We start from the raw sequence: 25,360 nt of genomic DNA on the forward strand, positions 1-25,360 counted from the left end.
CAGTGGGCGGGGCGGGCGAGGTGGGCGGGGCAGGCGAGGTGGGGGCGACGGTCGTCGGGGTCGTCTCAGTGGCCGCCCCGCCGGGCGCGGTCGTCTCCTGACCGCCGGGCAGGGTGGCGGAGGCCGAGGGTTCACCGGCACCGGAGGGGGCCGGGCCCGCGGGCGACAGGGTGGGCGACGGCGACAGGCCGGCTGCGTTCGTGGGTGTGGCGGACGAGGGCGGGGACGGGGCGGGGGCGGGGGCCGCCGGCGATGCCGCGCCGGGCTGGGCACTGGTGGTGGCAAGGGCCCGCGCCGTCCGCTGCGCGGCGGCCCCCGGGTCGTACGGGAATCCGGATCCATGGGCCAGGAGGGCACCGAGGAGGAGGGCGGTACCCGACACGAGCAGTCCGGCCCGGCCCGGCAGCCACGACTGTGCCCGGCCGCGGCCCGGCCGCCGGCCCAGAACCGTGCGGGCGGTGTCCGTGGTGCTCCGGGGGGCGCTGCGGCCCCTGGGCGACAGCAGCGGCAGCAGTGCCACCAGCGCGGCGAGCCGGTCCCGGCCGCGCTCCTCCCAGTCGGGGCCGTAGGCGGCGCCGGCGGCCGCTTCCAGCTCCCTGACGAACGCCTCGGCCGGTGCGGGACGTTCCGCCGGATCCTTGGCCAGACCACGGCGCACCAGCTCCCGCACCGCCTCGGGGGCCTCCTCGGCGGGGACGGGCGCGTCCACGTGCTGCAGCGCGAGTTCCGCGAGGTTGTCCCCCGCGTACGGCTTGTGGCCCGTCAGGCACTCGAAGAAGGTGGCCGTGGCCGCGTACACGTCGGCGGCGGGAGAGGCGGGGGCGCCGGTCCACTGTTCCGGGGCCATGTACGACGGGGTCCCCGCGACACCCGCGTCGGTGCCCGCGTCCACCGCGATCCCGAAGTCGACGAGCCTGGACGATCCGTCCGGCCCGACCAGGACGTTCTCCGGCTTGTAGTCGCGGTGTACGACGCCGACGCCGTGCGCGTCGGCCAGGCCGAGCAGCGATCCCTTGAGGAGGACGAGCGCGGCCTCGGGATCGAGCGGGCCCTCCCGCCTCAGCAGCGTGCGCAGCGAGACGCCGTCGACCAGCTCCATCACGATGGCGGCGCCGTCCGGGCTCTCCACGTACTCGTACAGGCCCGCGACGTACGGGCTCTCCAGCCCGCCGAGGAGCCGGGCCTCCGCCCGGAAGCCGTGCACGAATCCCGGCCGGGTCCGCAGGGACTCGCTGAGGTACTTCACCGCCACCGGCACGCCGGTCTCCCGGTGCACGGCGAGTACGACCCGCCCGCTCGCCCCCGACCCGAGTTCGTGTGACTCGGTGTATCCGGGCACCGCCCATGTGTTCATTCCAGCCCCCCAGGGCCGCCGCTCCCCAGCGGTCGGCCACACGCTCGGAGACACATCTTTCGGCCACTCCGGTTGCGTGGCCAGAAGCATTCCTGAGGCGTGCCCGGACTGTGACAGACCTGGCGCGGACGGACTCAGTCGCCTCCGCGTCGGCCGTGTGCGGGGAGGAGTACACGCGTCATCGGGAACAACCGGGTCGGCGTCGACGGCCCCTTGGCGTGGGCCGAGGCGCTGGACGCGGTCGTCGTGTCGGTGGAGCACCGGCTGGCTCCGGAGCATCCGTATCCCGCGCCGATCGAGGACGTGTACGCCGGGCTGTTGTGGACGGCCGACCACGCCGCCGAGCTCGGAGCCGACCCCGAGCGGATCGTCATCGCGGGGGCCGGCGCGGGCGGTGGGCTGTGCGCGGCCCTGGCGCTGCTGACCCGGGACCGCAAGGGGCCGCAGCCGATCGGGCAGGTCCTGTTGTGCCCGATGCTCGACGACCGCAACGACACGCCGTCGGCGTATCAGATGGCCGGGCTGGGGGTGTGGGACCGCACCGCCAACGAGACCGGCTGGACCGCGCTGCTGGGCGAGCGGCGCGGCGGGCCCGACGTGCCGGCGTATGCGGCGCCGGCCCGCGCCGAGGACCTGTCCGGGCTGCCGCCGGCCTTCCTCGACGTCGGCTCCGCGGAGACCTTCCGCGACGAGGTCGTCGCGTACGCCTCGCGCATCTGGCAGGCCGGTGGCGTGGCCGAACTGCTCGTCTGGCCCGGCGGCTGCCACGGATTCGACGGCTTCGCACCCCAGGCGGCGGTCTCCCGGTCGGCACGGGCGGCGCATCTGGACTGGCTGCGGAGGCTGCTGGGCGGGTGCCGGCACCGGGCGCGTCGGCGGCCGGCGAGTTCCGCGGTGCCGCCGCCCGTACCGCGCTGCGTTTCACCGCCGAGGGCACCGCGCAGGACCCCGGGCCGCGGGTCGTGTACGCCGACGAGCTGGGCGGTATCGCCCTCCTCGCCTCCCTCGTCGCACCGGGTGCCGAACCGCCGCCCGACGTCCGGGCCCTGGACGCCGCCGCGGCGACCACTCCCTGGCTGCCGGCCACGCTGCACGCCGTCACCTCGACGGCGAGCCTGCGGGCGGCCGCCGCGGAGATCAACGTCCACCACTCCACGCTCCAGGACCGGCTGGCCCACGCCGAGCACCTGCTCGGCTGGCCGGTGCGCACCCCGCAGGGCCGGCTGCGGCTGCAGCTGGCCCTGGCCATGCGGCGCCTCGCCCGGCCATAGCGCCCGTGCGGTCCCGCTCCCGCCGCCGTGCCCCGTGATCCGGATCGCGTCCGAAGGGCCCATGCCGCCGCCGTCCCCCTGGGAGACACTGGCGGGGCCGGTCGGTACGAGGTTCAGGAGCTTGAGGCATGAGCGTGCAGCGGTATCCCCTGTCCGGGGTCACGGTGGTCAGCCTGGAGCAGGCCGTGGCCGCGCCCTATGCCACCCGCCAGCTCGCCGACCTCGGTGCCCGCGTGATCAAGGTGGAGCGGCCGGGCGGCGGCGACTTCGCCCGGCGTTACGACACGACCGTGCACGGCCACTCCAGCTATTTCGTGTGGCTCAACCGCTCCAAGGAGTCCCTCACGCTGGACCTGAAGGACTCGCGGGGACGCGAGATCCTGCACGAGTTGCTCGACAGCGCCGACGTGTTCGTGCAGAACCTCGCCCCGGGCGCCGCCGACCGGCTCGGCCTGGACGTCGCCACCCTCACCGACCGCCGCCCCCGCCTGATCCCGTGCACGATATCCGGGTACGGCACGACCGGCCCCTGGGCCGGCCGCAAGGCGTACGACCTGCTCGTACAGTGCCAGACCGGGCTGGTGTCCCTGACGGGGACCCCGGAGGGTACCGCCCGGACCGGGATCTCCGTCGCCGACATCGCGGCCGGGATGTACGCCTACAGCGGCGTCCTCACCGCCCTGTACACCCGGGCCGTCACCGGTGAGGCGCACCCGGTGGAGGTATCCCTGTTCGAGGCGCTCGCGGAGTGGATGGGCCAGCCCGCCTACTACACGCGGCACGGCGGCACCCCGCCCCCACGCATCGGCACCCAGCACGCCACCATCGCCCCGTACGGGACGTACCCGGCCGCGGACGGCAAGGAGGTGCTGTTCTCCATTCAGAACGAGCGCGAGTGGGCGGCCCTGTGCACCGGGTTCCTCGGCCGGCCGGAGCTCGTCGACGATCCGCGCTTCGCCACCGCCTCCGACCGCGTCACCCACCGCGAGGAGCTCAACGCCATCGTCGCCGCCCGCTTCGCCCGCTCCGGATCCGACGAGATCCTCAAGGATCTGGAGGCCCTCGGCATCGCCTGCGCCGGGGTCAACGACGTCGCCGCGTTCCTGGACCACCCGGTGCTGGCTGCCCGGGGCCGCTGGACCGAGGTCGCGGTGCCCGGCGCCACGGTGGAGGCGCTGCTCCCGCCGGCCGACCTCGCGGGGCTGCCGGCGCGCATGGACCCGGTGCCGGCGGTGGGCGAGCACACCGAGGCGATCCTCGGCGAACTGGGCCGCACCGAGGAGGAGGTGGCGGCCCTGCGCGTGGACGGCGTCGTCTGAGCGCCCGGCGGGATCCGGCCCGCTGCCCTGCCTGCTCCCGCGCATGGGTCAGAGCCGCGCGTGGAGCGCTTCCAGAACGTCCCGGTCCGTCAGCTGGTCGAAGTTCTCGTACCACAGGCCCACGGCCATGAAGGCGGCGGGCCGGTGCAGGCAGACCACCTCGTCGGCCTCGGCCCGCATCGCCTCGGCCGCCTCCGGGGAGCCCACCGGCACGGCCAGCACCACCCGTGCGGGCTCGTGGCGGCGTACGAACCGCAGGGCGGCCCGGGCGGTGGAGCCGGTCGCCAGTCCGTCGTCGACCACGATCACGGTGTGTCCCCGCAGGTCGGGGGCGGGGCGGCCCTGCCGGTAGAGCCGCTCACGGCGGCGCAGCTCCACCCGCTCCCGTTCGATGACGGAGGCCAGCGCGGCCTCGCCGATGCCCAGGTGCCGCAGGGCGTCCTCGTCGAGGAGCGGCACCTCGTCCCCGGCCATCGCACCGACGCCGAGCTCCTCCTGGAAGGGCGCCCCGATCTTCCGTACCACGACCACGTCGAGCGGGGCGTCCAGAACTCGGGCGACCTCGCGCGCCACCGCGACACCACCACGTGGCAGGGCGAGGACGAGAGGGTCGGACAGGGCCCCCTCGGCCTGCCGGGTCCGCAGAATCTCGGCCAGTTCCCCGCCGGCCTGGCGGCGATCACGGAACCGCATGACGGTCACCTCTGCTTCCCGCACGGAGAGGGCCCTCGGCCGGTCCGGCACCCGCGTACCCGCTGCCCACCGGTCGATGCGCGCCTCGCGGACGTCCGTGGCTCGTGAACGGTGCCGGAGGGGGTGCCCACGGGCAGCTCCCACGCCGTTCCGCCGCAGGGGAGCAACTGCGCCAGGTGCCCGGTCGCGCATCGACCCGCGGGTGGGTGACTCGGGCCGCCGTCAGCCCGCCGTGGTCCTCAGCTGCTCGTGGCACCACTGGCGGGCCGCCTCGGTGACCTGGCCGAGCGCGCCCGGCTCCTCGAACAGGTGGGTGGCGCCGGGCACGACATGGAGGGTGTGCGGGACGTGCAGCCGCCGGGCCGCCTCCTGGTTGAGCCGCAGCACCTGCTCGTCCCGGCCGCCCACGATCAGCAGCACCGGGGCCCGGACGGATTCCAGGGCGTCGCCCGCCAGGTCGGGCCGGCCGCCGCGGGAGACGACCGCCGACACTCTGCCCGGCCGCTCGGCGGCGGCGACCAGGGCCGCGCCCGCGCCGGTGCTGGCGCCGAACAGGACGACGGGCAGGTGGCGGGTGCCGGGCGACCGGGCAAGCCAGTCGACGGCGGCCACCAGCCGGCGACCCAGCAGGGGGATGTCGAAGCGGAGTTCGGCGGTGATCATGTCCAGCCGTTCCTCCTCCTCGGTGAGCAGGTCGATCAGCAGGGTGCCGAGTCCGGCGGTGCGCAGACCGGCGGCGACCTCGCGGTTGCGGGGACTGTGCCGGGAGCTGCCGCTGCCGTGCGCGAACAGCACGACCGCCCGGGCGCCGGGCGGCACGATCAGATCACCGGTGAGCCTGGCGCCACCGGCGGGCAAGGTGACCGTCTGGGAGTTCATCGTGGGGCCTCCTCTCCCCCGGTCCCCGTCACATGTCGTCTCTTCCGTCCGCCTACCCACGCCGCGGCGGGCGTCCCGCGTCCCGCGTGGCGCGATCCGACTGCACGCCGCCGGCCCGGCATGCGGGCGCCGGGTGACCACGCACTGGAGTTACGAGGACGCCCTCCAGGCCCCGCGGCGACGTGACGGTCGTCCGGGACGTCCGGTATGTCGTGGACGGTGGCCTGGTCACCAGCCAGGGCGTCTCCGGCCGGTATCGACAGCGCGCTGTGGCTCGTCGGGCGGCTGCACGGCCGTGACCACGCGCGGGCCGTGCGCCGCCGCAGCCAGTACGATCCGGCACCGCCGTATCTCGCGGACGAGCCCCTTTGACCCGGATGGCGGGGACCGGCACCGCATGGGTACGCGTGCGTCGGGCAGTCGATGTCTCATGGGCGGTGACACGGATGACGGCGGGCAGGTAAGGCAGCCGGGCGATTGGGGGCACCGGACGGTGCCGCGCCCGGGCGACATCCGGATCGAGGCGTGGGCGGCGTGCCGGGAGCACTGTCTGGCGGAGGCCGTCCTGGGGATGGTGGAGTGCTTCGCGGACCTCTCCGGGGTCCGTCCCACCGCCGTGGACCGGATCCGGCTGGGCGAGGCCAGCGACTACGACCTGCTCGCCACGCTGCTGGACGAGGTGATCTTCCGGCTGCAGGTGTACGGCCAGGTGCCCGTGGACGTGGAGGCGGACGAGGCCGACGGCGGCCTGGACGTCCGGCTGGCGACGACCGCCCTGGCGGACGTCGCGATCACCGGGGCGGTCCCGACGGCGGTGGCGTGGGACGAGCTGCGGATCGGGCCGGATCCGTACGGGTGGTCGTGCGCGGTGAGGGTCGACGCCTGAGGTTCCGGCGGTGCCACGTGGCCGTCCTACCGTGGAGGTGTGGGCGGCGGCGTCGTGACGCTGTTCCTGTGCGGTGATGTGATGCTCGGGCGCGGTGTCGACCAGATCCTGGCGCACCCCGGTGATCCGGCACTGCGGGAGGCGTACGTCGGGGACGCCCGGTCCTACGTCCGGCTGTCGGAGTCGCTGCACGGACCGGTGCCGGCGCCCGTCGGTCCGTCCTGGCCGTGGGGTGCGGCGCTGCGGGTGCTGGACGAGGCCGCGCCGGACGCGCGGATCGTGAACCTGGAGACGTCGGTGACGTGCGGCGGCACGTTCGCACCCGACAAGGAGATCCACTACCGGATGCACCCGGCCAACCTGCCCGCCCTGGCGGTGGCGCGGCCGGACGTGACCGTCGTCGCCAACAACCACGTGCTGGACTTCGGCCGGGCCGGTCTGCTGGAGACGCTGGACGTGCTGGGGCGGGCGGGCCTGCGTACCGCGGGCGCGGGCCGCAATGCCGAGGAGGCGTTCGCGCCCGTCCCCGTCCCCCTCCCCGGTGGCCGCCGGCTGCTGGTGCTCGCCCTCGGGGCACGCTCCAGCGGCATCCCGTCCGGGTGGGCGGCGACGGCGGAGCGGCCCGGTGTGGCGTACGTGCCCGAGCTCTCGCGCGGCGTGGCCGAAGCGGTGGTACGGCACGTCCGGCGGGCCGGACGGGCCGGTGATCTGACCGTCGTGTCCGTGCACTGGGGCTCGAACTGGGGGTTTCACGTGCCCAGGGAGCAGGTCCGCTTCGCGCACGCGCTCGTGGACGGGGGTGTCGACGTCGTCCACGGGCACTCCTCGCACCATCCCCGCCCGCTGGAGGTGTACCGGGACCGGCTGATCCTGTACGGCTGCGGCGACTTCGTCGACGACTACGAGGGCATCCCCGGTTACGAGGAGTACCGCGACGACCTGCGGCTGGCGTACCTCGTCTCCCTGGACGCCGGCGGCGGCCGGCTGGCGGGGCTGCGCATGGTGCCGCTGCGGGCGCGGCGGCTGCGCCTGGAGCCGGCGTCCCGGGCGGACCGTGTGTGGCTGCGTACGACGCTCGACGGGATCAGCCGCGGCGTGCGGGTGAGGCTGGAGGCCGACGGTTCGCTGGCGCTGGCGGGCGGATGAACCGGACGGGCTTGTGCGCTCCGGAGGGATCACGGGTACCCGAGGTGATCGGGCCCGGACCGCATGTCCGGGTCCCGCAGGGGTACACCGGGGCACATGACCGGCATCGAACTGCGCAGCAACGCGTTCAACGACCACTCCTTCATCGCGCGCCGGTACGCGTACGAGGGACCGAACGTCTCTCCGCCGCTGACCTGGAGCGGCGTACCGGACGACGCGGCCGAACTGGTCCTGCTCTGCGAGGACCCCGACGCCCCGTCGGGCACCTTCGCGCACTGGGTCGTGGTCGGCATCGACCCGCACAGCGACGGCGTCGAGGCCGGGCACTGCCCACCCGGCGGCACGGAGCTCGTCAACGGCTACGGGCAGCACGGCTGGGGCGGGCCGCATCCCCCGCCCGGGGATGACGCGCACCACTACTTCTTCCGCCTCTACGCCCTGTCCGAACCGTGCGTCCTGCCCGACGCGCCGGATGCGAACCAGGTGCACGCGGAGGTCGAGAAGCGCCGCCTCGCGGACGGGACGCTGGTGGGGCTGTACCAGCGCTGACACAGTGACGGGCCGACCGGTACCGGCCCGTGGCGCCGTGCCACAACGGATGGTTGTGGCTCGGCGGACGGACGGTTGTTTGCCCGAACGGCCCGGTTCTCGCTTGGATGACTCCCGGTCGGCAGCGGGTTGTCCGCGTGAGCTGGGAGTGTGCGCGGGGCGTGGTGGGCAGACGGTCGTTGGGGCGGCGGTTCGGGTGGTTGTGGGGCGCGTACGCGGTCAGCACGGCCGGCACGTGGCTCGCTTTCGACGCGTTCGCGCTGATCGCGGTGCTGGTGCTGGACGCCGGGCCGGCGCAGGTGTCGCTGCTGGCGGCGGTCGGGCCGGCGGTCGGCGCGGTGGTGTCGGTGCCGCTCGGACCGTGGGTGGAGGTCCGCCGCAAACGCCCGGTGATGATCGCTGCGGACCTGGTCCGCTGCGCGGTGCTGCTGAGCATCCCCGTGGCGTACGTCCTGGGCCGGCTGTGCTTCGGTCAGTTGCTGCTGGTGTCGATCGTGGTCGCGGCGGCGGACATCACCTTCAACGCCGCGGCCGGGGCGTTCCTGAAGGGCCTGGTGCCAGGGCGGGACCTGCTTCTCGCGAACGGGCGGTTCGAGGCGACGAACTGGACGGCCAGCATGGTGGGGCCGCCGCTGGGCGGGGCGGCGATCGGGCTGTTCGGTCCGGTGACGACCGTGGTGGCGGACGCGGTGAGCTATCTGCTCTCGGCGTTCGGAGTCCGGGCGATCGGGGGCCATGACAAGCGCCCTTCACGTGCTGTTCCCGCGGAGGCCCGGCCCGGGCGCGGCGACCTGCTCGACGGGTGGCGTCACATCCTGGCCGATCCGGGGCTGCGCCCGCTGTTCTTCAACACGGTCCTGAACAACGCCCTGATCATGGCGGCCGCGCCGCCGCTCCTGGTGCTGATGGTCGGCCAACTGCGGTTCGAGCCCTGGCAGTACGCCCTCGCCTTCGCGGTTCCCTGCACCGGTGGCCTGCTCGGCGCACGGCTGGCCCCACGGCTCGTCACACGGTTCGGCCGGCACCGGGTGCTGCTCGTCTCGGGGGTGCTGCGGGCGTGCTGGTCCTGCGGGCCGGCCTTCGTCGGCCCCGGCACGGCCGGGCTGGTGCTGGTCATGGTGGTCGAGTTCGGGCTGATCGCCTGCTGCGGCGTGTTCAACCCGGTGTTCGCGACGTACCGGCTCGAGCGGACGCCCGCGGACCGGGTCACCCGCACCCTGGCGGCCTGGTCGGCCACCGGCAAGGTCACCACCGCGGCGGTGACCGCCCTGTGGGGCGTGCTGGCCGGCCTGACCGGCCCGCGCACGGCCATCGCGCTCGCCGGTGCTCTTCTCCTCACCACCCCGCTCCTGCTCCCCCGCCTTGACCGCACGCCGGACACCGGCCCGGAGCCGGCTCCCGTGGGGCTGAGGACGGACGGTGGCTGACCGGGCCGAGGGCCGGATCCGTCAGGTCGCCGGTGTCGTCTGCGGCCACTGACAACTGTCGTCCGCCGGCTGGCCGTTCGGCCGGGGACGGCCTTGCTCCCGTCCCCGGCCGGTGGTCGGCTCAGACCGCTCCGGGCACGTCCTCCGTGACGCCGTTCAGCGGGGAGGACGGGTCGGTGCCGTACGGGCGGGTGATGATCTCCAGGCCGTGGCCGGCCGGGTCGAGGAAGTAGACGCCCCGGCCTCCGTCGTGGCGGTTGATCCGGCGCGGGTGGTTGCCGTGCGGGTCGGCCTGGATCGGGACGCGGGCCGCGACGAGACGTGCGAGGGCCTCGTCGAACTCGTCCTCGGAGACGAGGAACGCGTAGTGCTGCATGGGAATGTCGGCGTCGATGGTGAGGAAGTCCAGGGTGACGCCGTTGGCGGTCGTCACGGGCAGGAACACCCCGGTCGGTGCCCCGACCTCCAGTCCCAGGATCTCCGCGAGGAAGTGAGCGGACTTCTCCCGGTCACGGGACAGGACGATGGTGTGATTGAACTCGACAGACACGGTTGAATGCCTCCACGGGCATCTTCGCGGCGCCTCCATGCCTCACCCGGCCGGTGACCGACACGCGATGCCGCGCCGTGGATGGTAGACAGGGGCGGCCGTGGCCGTCGAGCGGTTTTCGGCCGTGTCATGGCGCGTCCGCCGGCCCCGCCCACCGCCCCCGCCGTTCCGGACGACCCTGACAATTGTCAGGACCGCGTCGACCCGGGTCTCCCTACAGTTCTGAGCGTCGGCCACACCGTTCAGGGGGAACTCGACATGACCACTCGCATCTTCGCCAGGGCCGCGCTCGTCGGCGCCGGGGCGCTCGCTCTGCTCGGCCCGCTCACCGCGGGGACCGCCGCCGCGTCCTCCGCCGGCGGGCAGGGCACCGCCCGCGTCATGGCCGCGCCGTACGCGGTCGTGCCGTACGAGACCGTCAACGTCCGCTCCGGACCGGCCCGTGCCTTCCCCACGGTCGGCACCGTGCCGGCGGGCCAGCCGCGCGGCGCCTACTGCTGGGAGCGCGGCGAGACCGTCAGGGACTACGGCATCACCAACAACGTCTGGGTCAAGCTCGCCGAGGGCTACGTCAGCGCCGTCTACCTCAAGGGCGACGAGTACGGCGACCTGCCCGCCTCGGCGAGCTGCTGACCCACGGCACGACACCGGCCATCCACACCAACGTCCTACGGGGGACAGACATGCAGCGACTGATCAGCCGTACCGCCATGGGCCTGGCCGTGGCCGCGCTCGCCGTCGGCGGCCTGGCGACCACCGCCCAGGCCGCTCCGGCGGCCCCGGCCAACCACGGTGACCCGACCCTGACCGACGTCTACGTCTGGGCCACCGACGTCAATCTGCGCCAGCAGCCGACCACCGACTCGCCTCGTCTCGCGGTCCGTTCGCAGTGGTGGGCGGACGCCGTGTGCCAGACACAGGGCCAGATGGTGCACGACCCGGCCGTCGGCAGCAACAGCTGGTGGACCGCTGTCCAGGAGTTCGCCGGCAGCGACATCGCCTGGGTGAACAACCTGTACATCCGGGGTGGCGAGAAGATCGCCGGCGTCCGGGACTGCTGACGCACCCCTGCCACACTCCCCGCGGCGGGTCACCGGTCCTCCGGTGACCCGCCGCGGGCTTCTGGTGGTCGGACTCAGCGGCCCATCGGGCCGTGGTCGCGCGCGTGCGGCTCAGTACCAGCCGGTCACCGCCAGGTCGTGGCCGTCGCACGAGAGCACGGCGCGCGAGACACGGCCGTTGAGGTTGTTGCCCATCTGCGTGTAGGCGTAGGTGAGGCCCGGGTCGACGGTCTCGGAGACCCAGCCGTCGACGCGTCCCACGCCGCTGTTGGAGCGTTGCAGCACGGCGGCGCAGTTGGCCCGGGAGTTCTCGATCCGGGCGAACGAGCCGCACTTGTCGGAGTAGAAGTACTTCAGGGCCATTCCCTGGGCGTACTGGGTGGCCCCGATCTGCCGGAACGTGCCCGAGCAGAAGGAGGTGGTGGGGTACTGCCCCTCCATGCCGTAGGCCCCGTAGTTGCCGCCCGAGTGCGGCGCGGCCTGGGCGGAGGTGGGGAGGAGCGCCATCACCGCGGCGGCGCCCCCGGCGGCCAGCAGTGTCCTGAGCGATCGGCGGCTCATGAGTCCTCTTTCATGTGGTCGGCGGGTGTTCTGGTCGTGCTGTGCCGACCGTAGGAGCCGTCACCGCGTCGGCGACACCTGACACTTATCAGGGTCGAGCGCCCCACAGAGGGGGCGCGCGACCATGCGCGTGCTCCTGCGCGGCGCCACCGCTCGCGACCCTGCCGGCCCACCCCTCGCGCACACCGGGGGTCAGTTTTCGTACGCGGCGAGGTAGCGCAGCACCTTGTCCACGTGCGGCCGTACCCGTGCGGGGACGCCGCCCTCCTCGATGACGGCGCGGTCGCTGGTGCGGTAGCCGGCCGCGACCAGCGCGGGCAGATCCTTCTTCGGCAGTCCCGCCTGCTTGAAGCGCTGGTCGAGCCAGCACACGTACAGGCTCATGGTGGCGATCGCGTCCGGCGGCGACATGTGGTCCTTGTCGCCGTCGCCGTCCCCGTCCACCGCCCAGGCCCGGAACACCGAGGGTGTCCACATGGCGATGCCGTACTCCTCGCTCTCGGGGCGGGCGGCGTCCGCGTCGAAGCCGCTCTCCGCCTTGAGCAGCGCGGCGAGCAGGGCGGGGGTGATCTCCTCGTCGGTGCAGCGGTGGGCGGCGCGGGTGATGACGGGGCGCAGTGCCTCGGGTACGTCGGAGTCCTCGGGGATCTCCCCGGGTGCCGGGGTGTGCGCGCCGGTGACGGCGGCGGGGGCGCCGCGGTCGCGGTCGTCGTCCCGGGTGTCGACGACTCCGCCGAGGAGTGCCGCCCCGGCGAGTGCGGCGGCGGTCAGGGCGGCGATGCCTGCTGCCGCCGCGGCCGGCAGCAGGCGTCGACGGCGGCGGCGCGGACCGCCGGTGAGTTCCTCGAGCCGGGCCGCCACATCGCGGGCGGTGTGCGGGAGGCGGGTGGTGTGGTCCGGTGCCAGGCAGTCGGCGATCAGCCGGCGCGGGCCGTCGTCGAGGCCCGCGTCGAGCCGGAGGGGCGCGGTGCCGCGGGCGTAGGCCTGGGCGGCGAGCGAACGGGCCCGCGCCGTCGCGCCCGGGAAGGGATGCAGTCCGCCGGTGAGGACCTGGTGGGCGAGGACGCCGAAGGCCCAGATGTCGGCGGTGGGCCGGACCACGGCGCCCCGGGTGCCGGTGCGCTGCGACCACCACTCGGGCGGCAGGTGGTCCAGGGTGCCGAGCGGCGGCAGATGGGCGTGGGTGCCGTCGAGTTCGGCGGCCAGCCCGAAGTCCGCCAGCCGCACCTGCCTGCCCGGGCCCAGCAGGACGTTGGCGGGTTTGAGGTCGCCGTGCACCCAGCCGGCGGCGTGCATGTGGGCGAGTCCGGCGGCGACTCCGCGCAGGATCCGGTCGGCGCCGTCGATCGGCCGGCCGGCCGCGGCGTCGTCCAGTACGTCCTTCAGGCTGGCCTCGGCACGGTCCATCACCAGCGCGATGGCGCCGTCCAGCGTGGGCAGCTCCGGTGCCTCCACGGTGCGCACGGCGTGGGTCCGGACGAGGTGCGGGTGGTCGGCCTCCGCGCTGAACCGGACCTCGCGCGCCACGAGTTCCCCGAGCGCGGCACGCTGCCCGGGGCCCAGAGCACCGGTCGGGAGCACCTTCACCGCCACGGGCGCGCCGTCCTCGCACCCGCGGGCCTCGTACACCGTCCCCCAGCCGCCGGAGCCGATGACCGCGCCCACCTCCCAGCCGTCGATGCGGAACCCCTCCGGGAGGCGGGGCGGTCCGGGTGTCTCCAGGTCGTCGCCTCCGCCGGATCCGGTCATGCGCCGGCCCCCTGCGGGGCGAGGCGGCCCGCGCCACGCGGCGGCAGCAGGCTGAGGTGCTCCTCGCGTACCAGGCCGAAGCGCAGGGCGACGGAGGCGAGCCGGGTGCGCTTGGCGCCGGTGCGGCCGCCGTCGGTACCGGTCGCGGTCTCCTCGCCCAGGTCCAGGCGCAGTTTCGCGAAGGCGAGGTAGTCGATGTGGTAGTTGACCGCCGAGCGGGTCAGGTCCCGGCAGGTCTCCAGCTGCCGCAGCCGTTCCGCGATCTGTCCGGCGCCGGGCAGCGCCGAGTCGGAGGGGTCCCGGAGCCGGGGTTCGCACAGGGCCACCAGGACGAGGAAGTACTTCGACGTCGGGTCCAGGGCGAAGGGGTGCACGGTCTGCTCGCCGCCGCCCGGCGCGGCCTGCTCGCCGAGGTAGGCGTGCTGGGGTGCGAACACCTTGAACGTGGCGGTGCCGGACAGGGCGGGGAGCACGACGCGCGAGAACTCGAACGGAACGGGCGCGCCGAGCCGCCCGGGGGCGACGGTGAGGTACTCACCGGCTCCCTCCAGGTTCTCCACCACGTACGACACGCTGCGGCTGAAGTTGGACAGCCGCCAGTAGTCCCCGGCCGCTTCCAGTTGCCCGGCGCGGCGTGAGACTCCCGGGTCGGTGAGGAGGATGCGCACCTGCGCGTCGCCGGACGTGCCGCGGCCGAAGTCGGCGATGTCCCCGGGCCCCAGATGGATCAGTTCGGGCCTGCCCGTCTCGACCACACCCCACGGTGCGGGTCCGGGCAACTGAACGATAATCGTTTCCACGCGGACTCCCCCGCTGCCGACGCCCCCGATTTGGTCGCGAGGATTGTACGGGCGGATTCCGCTTGCCGCGGAGGCGGCAGGGCCGGTGTCAGGCCACTGTTCTCGCACGCCGCGCGACGAACACGAACTCCCGGCCCGGCCGGTCGGGTGCCTCGCGCACGTCGTCCACCACATAGCCCTGCGCGAGCAGTTCGGCCTCGACTTCCGGCCGCTCGCGGAACCGCAGGGTCGACTCCGACGTCAGCACCTCCCCGTCCGAGGCGAACACATAGGTCTGACGGAACGTCACCAGCGGTCGGCTCACGTCGAGGAGATCGATCCAGTACTCGACCGTTCCGACGCCGGGGACGTCCGCCGCGGCATGCGTGGTCTCGCGGTTCCACTCCTCCCAGGCGCGACGGGCAGGGTTCCTGGTCTCGAACACCAGGCGTCCGCCGGGCCGCAGTGCCTCGCGGACTGTTCGCAGGGTGCTTCGCCACTCCTCGGGATCGACGATCTCCTGGGCGGCGTTTCCCGTCATGGTCACAAGGTCCGCGCCCTCGGCCGGCGGCAGGGTCGTCGCATCGCCGTGGATCCACCGGACCCGCTCGCTGCCCGGCTTGCCCCGGGCCACGTCCAGGGACGCCCGGGCGGGATCGACACCGACGACATCGAAGCCGCGTTCGGCCAGCAGCAGCGCGAACACCCCTGTCCCGCATCCGAGGTCGAGCACCCGGCTCGCCCCGAACTCCTGCGCCATCCGCAGGTACGGGTCGAGGTCGACGCGCTCGGGGTCGAGCGGGTCGTAGACCGCGGCGAGCCTCGGATGCCGGAAGCACTCATCAGCCATGCGGCCGACGGTACGAAGCGGCGGCGTGGGGCGGCCACCGGTTTTCGGCGGCCGCCCTGGCACCTCTCAGCCGAGGCAGACGACGAGCAGGCACAGTTCCTTCGAGTTCGAGGTCCCGTTGGCGGGAGGCGTCTCGGCAGGAGTGGGGCTCGCGGCGGGCGGGGGCGGCGCGGAGTCCGATGACTGCTGGCTGTCGTTGCCGCTGTCGGCGGCGGGTGGTGTCGTCCGCTCGGTCGCCGTCGACGTGGACTCGCCGGTGCTGCCGGTGACGGAGTCGGCGGTGTCCGGGACGGTGGTCTTCGGCTGTGTCGTCTTCGGCAGGGCACGGGGCGCGGAGCCCGAGTCGGTCCGTGTGTCCGCCGGTGTGGTGCGGGGCGCGGCGGCCCGCGACCGCTCGCGCTGCGAGGCGGAGCCGGTGTCCGGCGCGGTGGCGGGCGAGGAACGCGGGGCGTCGCGCCGGGTCGACGTCGGTTCGGTGTACGTCGGAGCCTGGCCTTCGGTGCCGCCCATGGCCGTGTCGCCCGGCGCCGTGGCCGACTGCTTCGTGTTCGTGGCGTTCCCGTTCATGCCCGCGACGGTCAGTCCGCCCCCGACGAGCGCGAAGGCGGTCGCGACGACGGCCCGGCGCTGGTTCTTCTTCCAGCGGGCCATCTGACGCCGCCGCGCGGCGCGCCCCTGCTGCGGGGCCGCGTAGCCGTCCGTCGTGGCCTCGCCGGTGTCCGTGTGCTCGGAGTCGCCCGACGCGTCCGTGGCGGGGGCCGCGGAGCCGACGGCCGACCCGGTGTACGCGAGATGCAGTTCCCGCGTGCCGGTGTGGGTTTCCTCCCACACGCTCCGGTCGTCCCACACGTTGTCGCCCCGCGACGCGCTGTGGTCGCGCCGCGCACCGGGGTCGGCGGAAGGGTCTATGTCCGGGGCGTAGGCGCCGCACCCCGGGCAGACCAAGGCGCCGTTGAGGTGCCGACGGCACGAGGAGCAGTAGTCCATGTGTGTGGTCTTCCCGATCTGACTGTTCGGCTGGCTCGCCGGACGCGGCCTGGTGACGTCCGTACGTGGGATCGAGCCGTAACGCTAACGAGACTTTGGAAGGGGGATGTGCAGTCCGTGTGACACCCCTGAGCAGATCCTCTGGATGTCGCGTGCGCCCTGAGTGACTCGCGAGTAGAAGCGGCGGGGCGTGGGCATGCTCGGGCACCCTCCGCCCACCGCCTCGGCGGCGGCCCCAGGAGACCTCGACGGGCACGGGGAGAGCCGCCAACTCCCTTGATATGTCCGCGAGCTGACGCACAACCCTTTGGGCGTCCGGCGGGTCACACCATGCAGGAGCAACCACCTCGAAGAGTTGCAAGGGGGAAATATGAGATTCACCCGTTCCGTCCTGGCCGCGTCGGCCACGGCGGCCCTGTCGCTGGGGACCATGACCGCCCTGGCGTCGCCCGCTTCCGCCGCGCCCAACACCACCCCGCAGAAGGTCTGCGGAAGTGGCTACAAGACGGTCAACTCGGCGGCCGTCGGCTCGCTGGGGACGGTCTATCTGACCTACAACGCCTCCAGCGGCCACAACTGCGTCGCGACCATCCGCAACAACCCGGGCAACGCGGTGAACGTGTCCGCCTGGATCTACGTCCCGGACACCGAGGGGCACGACTACGACGAGGGGCTGTACTCGTCGTACGCCGGTCCCACGTACGTCTACGGCAAGGGCCACTGCGTGGACTGGGGCGGCAGCATCGCCGGCACGCACGTGCAGGTGTACGGCTCCAACTGCGGTGCCCTGAAGGAACACCGGGTCACGTTCACCCGCTGACCCACCTCTGAATCACCCTGGAACACCCTCCTGCCGGGCCATCACCTTCCCGCCGCCGTGCGGGAAGGCGGTGGCCCGGTGCCGTTCACGCCTCTCCGCGCACCTTCATCACCGTCTTGTTGAGCGCCCACAGCCCGATTCCGACGGCCAGCAGCACGCCCGCCCGGATGTAGACGTCCGCCGGCCGGTCGGACAGCGGGCTGGCCAGGATCAGGGCGGTGACCGCGCCGATGACCGGCAGAGCGGTGGGCGTACGGAAGTGCTTGTGTGCGACGCGGTCGCGACGCAGCACGAGGACGGTGATGTTGACGACGGCGAAGACACACAGGAGCAGGAAGGACGTGGTGTCCCCGAGGCCCTCGATCTCCCCGGTGGAGACCAGTCCGATGGCGAGGAGCGAGACGAAGACGATGCCGACGACCGGGGTGCGGCGCCGGGGCAGGACACGGCCCAGGGCAGGGGGCAGGATGCGTTCGTTCGCCATGCCGTAGCACAGGCGGGACGCCATCATGATGTTGATCAGTGCCGAGTTGGTGACCGCGAACAGCGCGATCAGGGCGAAGAGCTTGGGCGGGAAGTCGAGCCCGCCGGCCTTGACGACCTCCAGCAGCGGGCCGCTGGACTCCTCCAGCACGCGGTAGTCGACGAGCAGCGAGGAGACCAGGGCGACCAGGACGTAGAGGGTGCCGGTGACGGCCACACCGATGAAGATGGCGCGCGGGAACGTCCGCACCGGGTCCTTGGTCTCCTCGGCCATGTTGACGGAGTCCTCGAACCCCACGAAGGCGAAGAAGCCGAGTGCCGTCGCCCCCAGCACGCTGGTGAACAGCGCGAAGCCGGTGCCCTCCGCCTGGAACTCGCCGAGCCGTGAAGGTTCACCGTCGCCGGTCAGGACGGCCCAGGCCCCGATCGTGAGAATGACCAGCAGACCGGTCAGCTCGACCAGGGTGAGGACCACGTTGGTCTTCACGGACTCCGACACGCCACGCAGGTTCAGCGCCGCCAGGGCGAGGATGAACAGGATCGCGATGAGGGTGGGCGGGAAGAAGTCCGTGAACTCCGACAGGTAGTCCCCGCTGAAGGCGCGGGCCGCCGCGCTCGCCGAGGAGAGGCCCGAGCACATGACCATGAAGGCGATGATGAAGGTGAGGAAGGGGACCTGGAACGCCTTCTGCGTGTAGAGCGCGGCTCCGGCCGCCTTCGGGTACTTGCCGACGAGTTCGACGTACGAGGCGGCCGTCAGGACGGCCACGACGAATCCGATGACGAACGGCAGCCACAGTGCTCCGCCGACCTTGCCGGCGACCTGACCGGTGGTGGCGTAGATGCCGGTGCCGAGGATGTCGCCGATCACGAAAAGGATGAGCAGTCTGGGCCCGATGGCGCGCCGCAGCGGGGTGTCGTCGTCCCCTCCCCGCGGCGCGGCGGCCGCGTCCCTGTCGGTCTTGGACACGAAGGCTCCCTGAGACGTTCGGCAGTGATGAAAGTACGTCTCCCTTGCCCGGCGGACGCGGTGATGATGCCTCGGCTCGTCCTGACCGGCGCCACGCGCTGCACCGAGGTTCTCGTCCGGCCCATGAGCGAAGTGCCCCCCGCTCGGTTGGGCCGCCGCATCGTCTGCGGCCCGCATCTCGGAGTCAGGTGCGGGCCTCGCGGCTCAGTGCGCGTGTCCGGCCTCTCCCTCGGCAGGCCTGGTCTGCGAGGACTTCTCGGCCTCGTCCACCGCGCCGCCCGCATGCACGGTGAAGGCGGCGGTACGGACCTTGCCCTCGTGCTGGAAGTCCAGGAACAGGCGGTACGCGCCGGCGCTGGGCGCCGTCGCCGTGAAGGAGACCTCCGGACCGGGCTTGGTCCTGCCGTCGCCGGGCTCCCCGTTGGGGTGGACGTGCAGGTAGGCGAGGTCACCGGAGCGCAGGGCAACCAGGTGGCCGTACGCGCCCAGGTAGGGCTGGAGGTTCCGGACCGGCTTGCCGTCCCTTGCCACCGTCAGGGTGAGTTCGCCGGCCTTGCCGGGGGTCAGCGCGCCTCGCAGCTTCACCTCGTAGCCGTCGACCTTCGCCGTGGTGTTGTGCTCGGGCAGCTCGCCGGGCTCGTACCGCCCGGATGCCGCGAGGTCGGCACCGAGGGTGAGCGCTTCGCCGCCCTTCGGCTTGAAGTCGGCGAAGACGCGGTAGCCGCCGGCCTCGGGCAGCTTCACGGGCGTCGACCAGGTGCGGTCCGCGGCCCGGGTCGGGTGCAGGTGACGGTAGACGGTCAGGTCACGTGAGGCGACGATCAGGTGCAGATCCTTGCCGTGTTCGCGCTGGTACGCGGTGACCTTGCGCCCGGTCCGGTCCTGAACCACGGCGAAGCGCAGGTCGGTCTTCTTGCCGGCCTCGATACGCGGGGTCTTCAGGTCGAGCGTGTAGCCGCTCCTGGAGATCTCGAGGCCGCCCGGCGGTTCCGTTTCGTGACCGCCGCCATTCGCTTCGCGATGCCCGGCCGTCTTTCCCTTGTGCCCCGCGGCCGCGTGGCCTTCGGAACCACTGTGCGTGGCACTCTTCGGCTCGGGCGAGATCGGGCTGACTGCGCCGCCCACGCCGTAGGCGGCACCGAAGGTCGCGGCGAGCGCGGCGGCGAAGACGGTGATCCGCAGTCCGGTGTTCATCGACAACTCCTCATCTCCTGACCGCTCCTGCGTGCGGCCGACATCCTCAACATACCCCCAGGGGGTACCAAGTCAAGTCGGGTCGAGACTTGCCACTAAATACGGGAGGGGGGTATACATGGAGCCGTCGCAGATACCCCCTAGGGGTATGACCCCTACGTACGGAGGACCCGTGTCGAACTGCTGCACCACCGACGGAAGCTGCCACACCCCGGCGGAGTCCAAGACCACCTACAAGGTCGAAGGCGTCGGCAGTGCCCACTGCCAGGGCGTCGTCGCCAAGGCGGTGGGCGGTCTGGACGAGGTCACCGCGGTCGAGGTCGGGATCGGCACCGGCCTGGTCACGGTGACGACCGCCGCCGAGCCCGACGAGGCGCTCGACGCGCTGATCGCCAAGACCGTCGACGAGGCCGGTTACCACTTCGCCGGCCGCGTGGCCGCCTGACCAACGAACCGGGCGGGGGCCGCGAAACTCGGCGGTCCCCGTCCTCCCTGTCTTCTTTCGCACTTCGCGTTCGTGAGCTCCGAGGAGCAGACATGACCACCACCACGCCCGGCGCCGCCGAGGTCGAACTCGCCATCGGCGGCATGACCTGCGCCTCGTGCGCCGCCCGGATCGAGAAGAAGCTCAACCGCCTCGAAGGCGTCGAGGCCACCGTCAACTACGCCACCGAGAAGGCGAAGGTCACCTTCCGCGAGGACGTGACCGTCTCGGACCTGATCGCGACGGTCGAGGCCACCGGCTACACCGCGCGGGAGCCACGGCCCGAGACCGCCCGCTCCGACGACTCGGCGTCCGGTGAGGGCCCGGCCCAGGAAGAGAGCGACGAGCTGCGGCCGCTGCGCCAGCGGCTGACCGCCGCCGTGGCGCTCGCCGTCCCCGTGATCGCGATGGCCATGGTCCCGGCGCTGCAGTTCGAGTACTGGCAGTGGCTGTCGCTGACGTTGGCGGCACCCGTGGTGACGTATGCCGCCTGGCCGTTCCACAAGGCCGCCTGGACGAACGCCAGGCACGGTGCCGCCACGATGGACACGCTGATCTCCGTCGGCACCTCGGCGGCGTTCCTGTGGTCTCTGTGGGCGCTGTTCTTCGGCACGGCGGGCACGCCCGGCATGACGCACCCCTTCGAGCTCACCATCGCCCGCACCGACGGCGCCGGGAACATCTACCTCGAGGCCGCGGCGGGTGTGACCGCCTTCATCCTGGCCGGGCGCTATTTCGAGGCGCGCTCCAAGCGGAAGGCGGGGGCGGCGCTCAAGGCACTTCTGGAGCTCGGCGCCAAGGAAGTCACGGTCGTGCGTGGCGGCAGGGAAGAGCTCATTCCCGTCGGCGAGCTGAAGGTCGGCGACCGGTTCCTCGTACGCCCCGGTGAGAAGATCGCCACCGACGGTGTGGTCGTCGAAGGGTCGTCCGCCGTGGACGCCTCCATGCTCACCGGCGAGTCGGTGCCGGTCGAGGTCGGCACCGGGGACGCCGTCACCGGGGCCACGCTGAACGCCGGCGGCCGCCTGGTCGTCGAGGCCACCCGGGTCGGCGCCGACACCCAACTCGCCCGCATGGCCAAGCTGGTGGAGGACGCGCAGAACGGCAAGGCCGCCGCCCAGCGGCTCGCCGACAAGATCTCCGCGGTCTTCGTGCCGGTCGTGATCGCCCTGGCGCTCGGCACCCTGGGCTTCTGGCTCGGCAACGGCGCCGGACTGACCGCCGCCTTCACCGCCGCGGTCGCCGTCCTGATCATCGCCTGCCCCTGCGCCCTGGGCCTGGCCACCCCGACCGCCCTCTTGGTCGGCACCGGGCGCGGCGCCCAGCTCGGCATCCTCATCAAGGGCCCCGAGGTCCTGGAGACGACGCGCAAGGTCGACACCATCGTGCTGGACAAGACCGGCACCGTCACCACCGGCAAGATGACCCTGCTCGCCGTGCACACGGTCGACCACACGGACGAGGACGAGGTCCTGCGCCTGGCGGGCGCCCTGGAGCACTCCTCCGAGCACCCCATCGCCCAGGCCGTCGCCTCCGGAGCCGCCGCCCGGGTCGGCAGCACGCTGCCCGCTCCGGAGGACTTCGCGAACATCGCCGGCCTCGGCGTCCAGGGCATCGTCGAGGGCCACGCGGTCCTGGTCGGCCGCGAGAAGCTGCTGGACGAGTGGGCCATGTCCCTGCCGGAGGAGCTGCGGCGTGCCAAGGCCGAGGCCGAGGCGGCCGGGCGTACCGCCATCGCGGTCGCCTGGGACGGCGAGGCCCGCGCGGTGCTGGAGGTCGCCGATGCCATCAAGGAGACCAGCCCGGAGGCCATCGAGCGGCTGCGCGGGCTCGGCCTGACCCCGATCCTGCTGACGGGTGACAACAAGGCGGTCGCCGAGGCGGTCGCCGCGGAGGTGGGCATCGCGCCCGAGCACGTGATCGCCGAGGTCATGCCGCAGGACAAGGTCGATGTCGTCAAGCGCCTGCAGGGCGAGGGCCGTTCGGTCGCGATGGTCGGAGACGGTGTCAACGACGCGGCCGCACTGGCTCAGGCCGACCTGGGCCTGGCGATGGGAACGGGTACGGACGCCGCGATCGAGGCGGGCGACCTGACGCTCGTGCGGGGCGACCTGAGGGCCGCGGCGGACGCCATCCGCCTGTCCCGCAAGACGCTGGGCACCATCAAGTCCAACCTCTTCTGGGCCTTCGCCTACAACGTCGCCGCGCTGCCGCTCGCGGCCGCCGGTCTGCTCAACCCGATGATCGCCGGAGCGGCCATGGCCTTCTCCTCGGTCTTCGTGGTCGGCAACAGCCTGCGGCTGCGCGGCTTCCAGCCCGCCGACCGCTGAAGCGGCCGACCAGGACAGGAAGGAGGCCGCCGTGGCCGGAGAGCAGGCCAGAACCAAGGTCAACGAGGCGTCCAGGGCAATCGCCCGGCTCGTACGGGCGTGACCTCCAGGTCCCGGGCCCGGGCGGTTCCACCGCCCGGGCCCGGAGCTGCTCAGGCCCCTTTGCCCGCGGGGCAGCCGGTGCTCAGCTTGAGGCTGAGGCGCAGGCACACGGCGATTTCCCTGCTGAGTGAGAACATGAAGGCAACATACCCCCCACCCGTATGCGTGACGCCTGTGTGACCATCCTCCGGAGCAGAGGGGTGCCATACGATGTAAGGCACCTCGGTGGCGGGGAAGAAGAGGGGGAAGGGTGCGACGGCTGGGTGACCTGGAAGCCGAAATCATGGACCGGCTCTGGCGCTGGGGCCGGCCCGCGACGGTTCGGGAGATCGTCGACGACATCAATCACATACGTCCCGTCGCCTACACGACGGTGATGACGGTCGCGGACATCCTCCACCGCAAGGGCCTGCTGCGCCGCGAGAAGACCGGGCGCGCCTGGCTGTACGAACCCGAGCGCAGCCGTGAGGAATACACCGCCGCCCTCATGCAGGACGCGCTCGGCAACACCGAGGACCGCCAGGCCGCGCTGCAGCGATTCGTGGAGCACATGTCGCCGGAGGACGTATCCGCCCTGGCTGCCGCACTGCGCGCGACGGGCCGCACTCCCGGCGGCGCCGAGGAGCCCGGAGCACCCTCGTGACCGAACTCCTCGGTTACTCAGGCAGGTTCCTCGTTCCCGCCCATCATGTGCTGCCGCCCCTGACCATCGCCCTGATGGCCGGGGTGCTGCTGCCGAGGGCCCTTGCCCGCAGCCGCTGGGCGCACCGAGCACCCCGTCTGGCTCTCACGGTGTGGGCCCTGCTCGGGCTGACCCTCATCGCCTCCGTGTCCCTGACGGCCCTGCAACTCCTGCTTCCCACAGCAGGCAGCCACCGCCTGTCCCGCTTCACCGAGGCCTGCGTCGTCTCCGGCGGCGCGGATTGCGGGCCTCTCCTCCCGGACGGCTCGGCAGGCATGGACACCCGCGTAGGGGCGGCCCTGTTGGCGGCGACCGCCGTGCCCGCGGTTTTCGCTGTCGCCCTCGTATGTGAACTCCTGAGCGCGAGGCGTCTGCGGGTACGTCACGCGCAAGTACTGCGCCTCGTCGGCCGCACACGACCCGGGTTGGGTGCCACGGTGCTGGAGCATGACACCCCGGCCGTGTACTGCCTGCCGGGCCGCGCACCTCAAGTCGTGGTCAGTTCGGGGGCCCTTCGGGTCCTTACCGGGCAGCAAGTGACAGCGGTGCTGGAACACGAGCGGGCGCACATCGCCGGGCGCCACCATCTGCTGGTGGCCGCGGCCGGGGCCCTCGCCGCCGTTTTCCGTGGACTGCCCTTGACCCGGCTCGCCCGCACCGAGGTACCGCTGTTGCTCGAGATGGCAGCCGACGACCGGGCGTTGCGCCGGTGTTCACGAGAAGCACTCGCCACCGCCCTGTACGCGGTGGCCTCCGGTCAGGCGCCCCACGCAGCCTTCGCGGCGGGCGGACCGTCGGCGGTGCTGCGCATGCGCCGCATCCTCACGCCGCACACCGCGTGCTCTCCGCCCTTGCGCACAGTGTTTGTGGCACTTACCGCAGCGGCAGCCCTGACTCCGCTCGTCCTGGCTTGTTGTTCCGTTCCGGGTATCACGATCGACTGACCGAATACGTAGACGCGCTTTCCCCGACTCGCCCCCCGCACCGAGGAGCAACTGTGGCTGGGCCCTGCTGGGGCCCAGCAGTGGCTCGACGAGTGGGCTCACAGCGTCCTCCTGGTATGACACCCCACCAAGTGACGCCCGTCACACTACTAAGGTAACTCGGAGTTCCCGAGGTGCGGTCGGGGCATATCGAAGAATCACGAGGGGGCGCTTCGCAGTGGTCTACGGCAGTGGCAGAACGGGAACTCAATCCACTGATCTGGCCCTCGCCCTCTACCGGAGACTGCGGGCACGAGGGGCGTCCAGCTTCCGGGAAGTCGCATCCGAGATGGACTTATCGAGCGACGAACGTGATCGATGTCGCAACGAGCTGCTCGGCCTCGGCCTGGTCGTCCCGACGGGGCGACTCCACGACAACCGCCTGGAGCTGGACGCGGGCAAGGCGTCGGAGGCGGAAAGCGACTCGGTCACCGTCATAGCACCCGAGATCGCTTTGATCAGGCTCCTGGAACGGGAGCGCACCCGGCTGCGCAACCACCTCGATCAGGCCGACCAGGCCCATCACACTCTGCAGACCCTGGCCGGCAACTTCCTGCGCACCGAGACCCTGGCCCAGGCAGCCGGCGTGGAGATCGAGATCATCAGCGACTACCGCCGCATCCAGCAGGTGCTCGAGGACATCACGGACACCGTGCAGCACCGCCTCGCCTCGATGCATCCCATCGCGCGCGGCAGAGAGATCCCCGAGCGAGCACTGGACCGCGACCGGCGTCAGATCGAGAACGGCGTTCAGGTTCGTTCCATCTTCAATCAGCGCCTTACATCGGTTCCCGAAGACGCCGAACACCTGAGGATGAAGGCCAAGTTGGGAGTCGAAGTACGCCTCTCTCCGGTCGTACCCATGAACATGATCATCGCCGATGAGCAGTTCGCCCTGCTCCCGGCAGATCCCGAGGACGGTTCAGCGGGGGCCATCCTGGCCCGCGGCCCTGCCCTCGTACGCTCTTACCTGACTCTGTTCGAGCACTGCTGGCACACCGCGACCCCGTACGGCGAGCAGGTTCAGCCCGCGTGCGGGGGCGACGGACTCACGGAACAGCAGCGAGCGGCCCTGCGCCTGCTCGCCTCGGGCATGAAGGACGAGAAGGTCGCCCGCAGCCTCGGCGTCTCCCTGCGCACCGTCAGCAGGATGATCTCCGAGTTGATGCAAGAGCTGGGCGCGTCCAGCCGTTTTGAAGCAGGAGTGCGCGCCACCCGGCTGGGCTGGCTCGACTGACCGCCGCAAGCGGC

24 protein-coding genes and 3 pseudogenes are annotated in these 25,360 nt (G+C 72.4%); 16 read left to right on the forward strand and 11 right to left on the reverse strand.

From position 1 onward, the window contains the following. A partial coding sequence (locus IE97_RS0129725) for a serine/threonine-protein kinase (protein ID WP_030247198.1) occupies positions 1-1,354 on the reverse strand: 1,354 nt, incomplete at its 3' end. A gap of 177 nt (positions 1,355-1,531) precedes the next feature. Between IE97_RS0129725 and IE97_RS40875 the strand changes: the two are divergent. The 3 genes and pseudogenes from IE97_RS40875 to IE97_RS0129735 form a co-directional block, all read left to right on the forward strand. Beyond that, positions 1,532-2,206 (forward strand): annotated as a pseudogene (locus IE97_RS40875) (alpha/beta hydrolase fold domain-containing protein); the annotation flags it as partial. Between the two features lie 44 nt (positions 2,207-2,250). Beyond that, a pseudogene (locus tag IE97_RS39425) lies at positions 2,251-2,625 on the forward strand (helix-turn-helix domain-containing protein); the annotation flags it as partial. Between the two features lie 128 nt (positions 2,626-2,753). After that, entirely contained in the window at positions 2,754-3,944 is a 1,191-nt protein-coding gene (locus IE97_RS0129735; RefSeq protein ID WP_030247202.1) for a CaiB/BaiF CoA transferase family protein, read from the forward strand. A 48-nt stretch (positions 3,945-3,992) separates the two neighbouring features. On the opposite strand, the gene IE97_RS0129740 is transcribed toward IE97_RS0129735, so the two are convergent. Continuing rightward, the gene (locus tag IE97_RS0129740) at positions 3,993-4,637 is read right to left on the reverse strand and encodes a phosphoribosyltransferase (protein WP_030247204.1); all 645 of its coding nucleotides are present in this window, start codon (positions 4,635-4,637) and stop codon (positions 3,993-3,995) included. Positions 4,638-4,859: 222 nt separating this feature from the next. Beyond that, positions 4,860-5,516, reverse strand: a complete 657-nt coding sequence (locus tag IE97_RS0129745) for a dienelactone hydrolase family protein (protein WP_030247207.1) — start codon at positions 5,514-5,516, stop codon at positions 4,860-4,862. An 88-nt stretch (positions 5,517-5,604) separates the two neighbouring features. Here IE97_RS0129745 and IE97_RS40880 point away from each other — a divergent pair. The 5 genes and pseudogenes from IE97_RS40880 to IE97_RS0129765 form a co-directional block, all read left to right on the forward strand. Next, positions 5,605-5,888, forward strand: a pseudogene (locus IE97_RS40880) (DJ-1/PfpI family protein); the annotation flags it as partial. Positions 5,889-5,946: 58 nt separating this feature from the next. Then, complete coding sequence (locus IE97_RS0129750) at positions 5,947-6,402, forward strand: archease (RefSeq protein ID WP_030247209.1); 456 nt, start codon at positions 5,947-5,949, stop codon at positions 6,400-6,402. Between the two features lie 39 nt (positions 6,403-6,441). Next, a complete protein-coding gene (locus tag IE97_RS0129755; protein ID WP_030247212.1) occupies positions 6,442-7,548 on the forward strand; it encodes a CapA family protein in 1,107 nt (368 codons plus the stop codon). Positions 7,549-7,644: 96 nt separating this feature from the next. Next, on the forward strand, positions 7,645-8,097 hold the full coding sequence (locus IE97_RS0129760) for a YbhB/YbcL family Raf kinase inhibitor-like protein (RefSeq protein WP_030247215.1): 453 nt from the start codon (positions 7,645-7,647) through the stop codon (positions 8,095-8,097). Between the two features lie 161 nt (positions 8,098-8,258). Beyond that, on the forward strand, positions 8,259-9,524 hold the full coding sequence (locus IE97_RS0129765; RefSeq protein WP_037844989.1) for an MFS transporter: 1,266 nt from the start codon (positions 8,259-8,261) through the stop codon (positions 9,522-9,524). A 121-nt stretch (positions 9,525-9,645) separates the two neighbouring features. Here the strand turns inward: IE97_RS0129765 and IE97_RS0129770 are convergent, their stop codons facing one another. After that, positions 9,646-10,074 (reverse strand): VOC family protein, encoded by a 429-nt coding sequence (locus tag IE97_RS0129770; protein WP_030247220.1) that lies wholly within the window; start codon positions 10,072-10,074, stop codon positions 9,646-9,648. A 258-nt stretch (positions 10,075-10,332) separates the two neighbouring features. Here IE97_RS0129770 and IE97_RS0129775 point away from each other — a divergent pair, with 258 nt between their 5' ends. Together IE97_RS0129775 and IE97_RS0129780 are read left to right on the forward strand one after the other, a co-directional pair. Then, positions 10,333-10,707, forward strand: coding sequence for an SH3 domain-containing protein (locus IE97_RS0129775; RefSeq protein ID WP_030247221.1), 375 nt, complete (start codon positions 10,333-10,335; stop codon positions 10,705-10,707). Between the two features lie 50 nt (positions 10,708-10,757). After that, the gene (locus IE97_RS0129780) at positions 10,758-11,135 is read left to right on the forward strand and encodes a hypothetical protein (RefSeq protein WP_030247223.1); all 378 of its coding nucleotides are present in this window, start codon (positions 10,758-10,760) and stop codon (positions 11,133-11,135) included. A gap of 111 nt (positions 11,136-11,246) precedes the next feature. Here the strand turns inward: IE97_RS0129780 and IE97_RS0129785 are convergent, their stop codons facing one another. The 5 genes from IE97_RS0129785 to IE97_RS0129805 all read right to left on the reverse strand — a co-directional run bounded on the left by IE97_RS0129785 (position 11,247) and on the right by IE97_RS0129805 (position 16,061). Next, entirely contained in the window at positions 11,247-11,696 is a 450-nt protein-coding gene (locus IE97_RS0129785; protein ID WP_030247226.1) for a hypothetical protein, read from the reverse strand. A gap of 192 nt (positions 11,697-11,888) precedes the next feature. Then, positions 11,889-13,445 (reverse strand): serine/threonine-protein kinase, encoded by a 1,557-nt coding sequence (locus IE97_RS0129790; RefSeq protein ID WP_030247230.1) that lies wholly within the window; start codon positions 13,443-13,445, stop codon positions 11,889-11,891. Then, complete coding sequence (locus IE97_RS0129795) at positions 13,442-14,245, reverse strand: hypothetical protein (RefSeq protein WP_030247232.1); 804 nt, start codon at positions 14,243-14,245, stop codon at positions 13,442-13,444. Before IE97_RS0129795 ends, IE97_RS0129790 begins: the two co-directional genes overlap by 4 nt. A gap of 88 nt (positions 14,246-14,333) precedes the next feature. After that, complete coding sequence (locus tag IE97_RS0129800; protein ID WP_030247236.1) at positions 14,334-15,074, reverse strand: class I SAM-dependent methyltransferase; 741 nt, start codon at positions 15,072-15,074, stop codon at positions 14,334-14,336. 66 nt (positions 15,075-15,140) lie between these two features. After that, entirely contained in the window at positions 15,141-16,061 is a 921-nt protein-coding gene (locus IE97_RS0129805; protein ID WP_030247239.1) for an SCO2400 family protein, read from the reverse strand. Positions 16,062-16,431: 370 nt separating this feature from the next. Here IE97_RS0129805 and IE97_RS0129810 point away from each other — a divergent pair, with 370 nt between their 5' ends. Continuing rightward, on the forward strand, positions 16,432-16,881 hold the full coding sequence (locus IE97_RS0129810) for a hypothetical protein (RefSeq protein WP_030247240.1): 450 nt from the start codon (positions 16,432-16,434) through the stop codon (positions 16,879-16,881). A gap of 85 nt (positions 16,882-16,966) precedes the next feature. On the opposite strand, the gene IE97_RS0129815 is transcribed toward IE97_RS0129810, so the two are convergent. Together IE97_RS0129815 and IE97_RS0129820 are read right to left on the reverse strand one after the other, a co-directional pair. Beyond that, positions 16,967-18,334, reverse strand: a complete 1,368-nt coding sequence (locus IE97_RS0129815; protein WP_030247242.1) for an APC family permease — start codon at positions 18,332-18,334, stop codon at positions 16,967-16,969. A gap of 204 nt (positions 18,335-18,538) precedes the next feature. Then, positions 18,539-19,528 carry a hypothetical protein gene (locus IE97_RS0129820; protein WP_030247244.1) on the reverse strand — a complete coding sequence of 330 codons (990 nt, stop codon included), beginning with the start codon at positions 19,526-19,528 and terminating at the stop codon, positions 18,539-18,541. A 172-nt stretch (positions 19,529-19,700) separates the two neighbouring features. Here IE97_RS0129820 and IE97_RS0129825 point away from each other — a divergent pair, with 172 nt between their 5' ends. The 5 genes from IE97_RS0129825 (at position 19,701) to IE97_RS0129845 (ending at position 25,346) form a co-directional block, all read left to right on the forward strand. Further along, positions 19,701-19,973 carry a heavy-metal-associated domain-containing protein gene (locus IE97_RS0129825; protein WP_030247247.1) on the forward strand — a complete coding sequence of 91 codons (273 nt, stop codon included), beginning with the start codon at positions 19,701-19,703 and terminating at the stop codon, positions 19,971-19,973. Positions 19,974-20,065: 92 nt separating this feature from the next. Then, complete coding sequence (locus tag IE97_RS0129830) at positions 20,066-22,342, forward strand: heavy metal translocating P-type ATPase (protein WP_030247249.1); 2,277 nt, start codon at positions 20,066-20,068, stop codon at positions 22,340-22,342. A gap of 352 nt (positions 22,343-22,694) precedes the next feature. Then, a complete protein-coding gene (locus tag IE97_RS0129835; RefSeq protein ID WP_030247252.1) occupies positions 22,695-23,087 on the forward strand; it encodes a BlaI/MecI/CopY family transcriptional regulator in 393 nt (130 codons plus the stop codon). Next, complete coding sequence (locus IE97_RS0129840; protein ID WP_234331872.1) at positions 23,084-24,070, forward strand: M56 family metallopeptidase; 987 nt, start codon at positions 23,084-23,086, stop codon at positions 24,068-24,070. Before IE97_RS0129835 ends, IE97_RS0129840 begins: the two co-directional genes overlap by 4 nt. A gap of 328 nt (positions 24,071-24,398) precedes the next feature. Further along, positions 24,399-25,346 carry a helix-turn-helix transcriptional regulator gene (locus IE97_RS0129845; RefSeq protein WP_234310571.1) on the forward strand — a complete coding sequence of 316 codons (948 nt, stop codon included), beginning with the start codon at positions 24,399-24,401 and terminating at the stop codon, positions 25,344-25,346. Positions 25,347-25,360 lie beyond the last annotated feature (14 nt).

This window comes from Streptomyces sp. NRRL S-455 (assembly GCF_000717875.1).
GTDB lineage: Bacteria > Actinomycetota > Actinomycetes > Streptomycetales > Streptomycetaceae > Streptomyces.

Bases quoted from the DNA above. Each gene is read 5' to 3' on its own strand.
- IE97_RS0129780 (WP_030247223.1), top strand. From the start codon at position 10,758: ATGCAGCGACTGATCAGCCGTACCGCCATGGGCCTGGCCGTGGCCGCG.
- IE97_RS0129810 (WP_030247240.1), top strand. From the start codon at position 16,432: ATGAGATTCACCCGTTCCGTCCTGGCCGCGTCGGCCACGGCGGCCCTG.
- IE97_RS0129820 (WP_030247244.1), bottom strand. From the start codon at position 19,528: ATGAACACCGGACTGCGGATCACCGTCTTCGCCGCCGCGCTCGCCGCG.
- IE97_RS0129830 (WP_030247249.1), top strand. From the start codon at position 20,066: ATGACCACCACCACGCCCGGCGCCGCCGAGGTCGAACTCGCCATCGGC.
- IE97_RS0129750 (WP_030247209.1), top strand. From the start codon at position 5,947: ATGGGCGGTGACACGGATGACGGCGGGCAGGTAAGGCAGCCGGGCGAT.
- IE97_RS0129775 (WP_030247221.1), top strand. From the start codon at position 10,333: ATGACCACTCGCATCTTCGCCAGGGCCGCGCTCGTCGGCGCCGGGGCG.
- IE97_RS0129800 (WP_030247236.1), bottom strand. From the start codon at position 15,074: ATGGCTGATGAGTGCTTCCGGCATCCGAGGCTCGCCGCGGTCTACGAC.
- IE97_RS0129785 (WP_030247226.1), bottom strand. From the start codon at position 11,696: ATGAGCCGCCGATCGCTCAGGACACTGCTGGCCGCCGGGGGCGCCGCC.
- IE97_RS0129745 (WP_030247207.1), bottom strand. From the start codon at position 5,516: ATGAACTCCCAGACGGTCACCTTGCCCGCCGGTGGCGCCAGGCTCACC.
- IE97_RS0129805 (WP_030247239.1), bottom strand. From the start codon at position 16,061: ATGGACTACTGCTCCTCGTGCCGTCGGCACCTCAACGGCGCCTTGGTC.
- IE97_RS0129740 (WP_030247204.1), bottom strand. From the start codon at position 4,637: ATGCGGTTCCGTGATCGCCGCCAGGCCGGCGGGGAACTGGCCGAGATT.
- IE97_RS0129760 (WP_030247215.1), top strand. From the start codon at position 7,645: ATGACCGGCATCGAACTGCGCAGCAACGCGTTCAACGACCACTCCTTC.
- IE97_RS0129845 (WP_234310571.1), top strand. From the start codon at position 24,399: ATGGACTTATCGAGCGACGAACGTGATCGATGTCGCAACGAGCTGCTC.
- IE97_RS0129735 (WP_030247202.1), top strand. From the start codon at position 2,754: ATGAGCGTGCAGCGGTATCCCCTGTCCGGGGTCACGGTGGTCAGCCTG.
- IE97_RS0129790 (WP_030247230.1), bottom strand. From the start codon at position 13,445: ATGACCGGATCCGGCGGAGGCGACGACCTGGAGACACCCGGACCGCCC.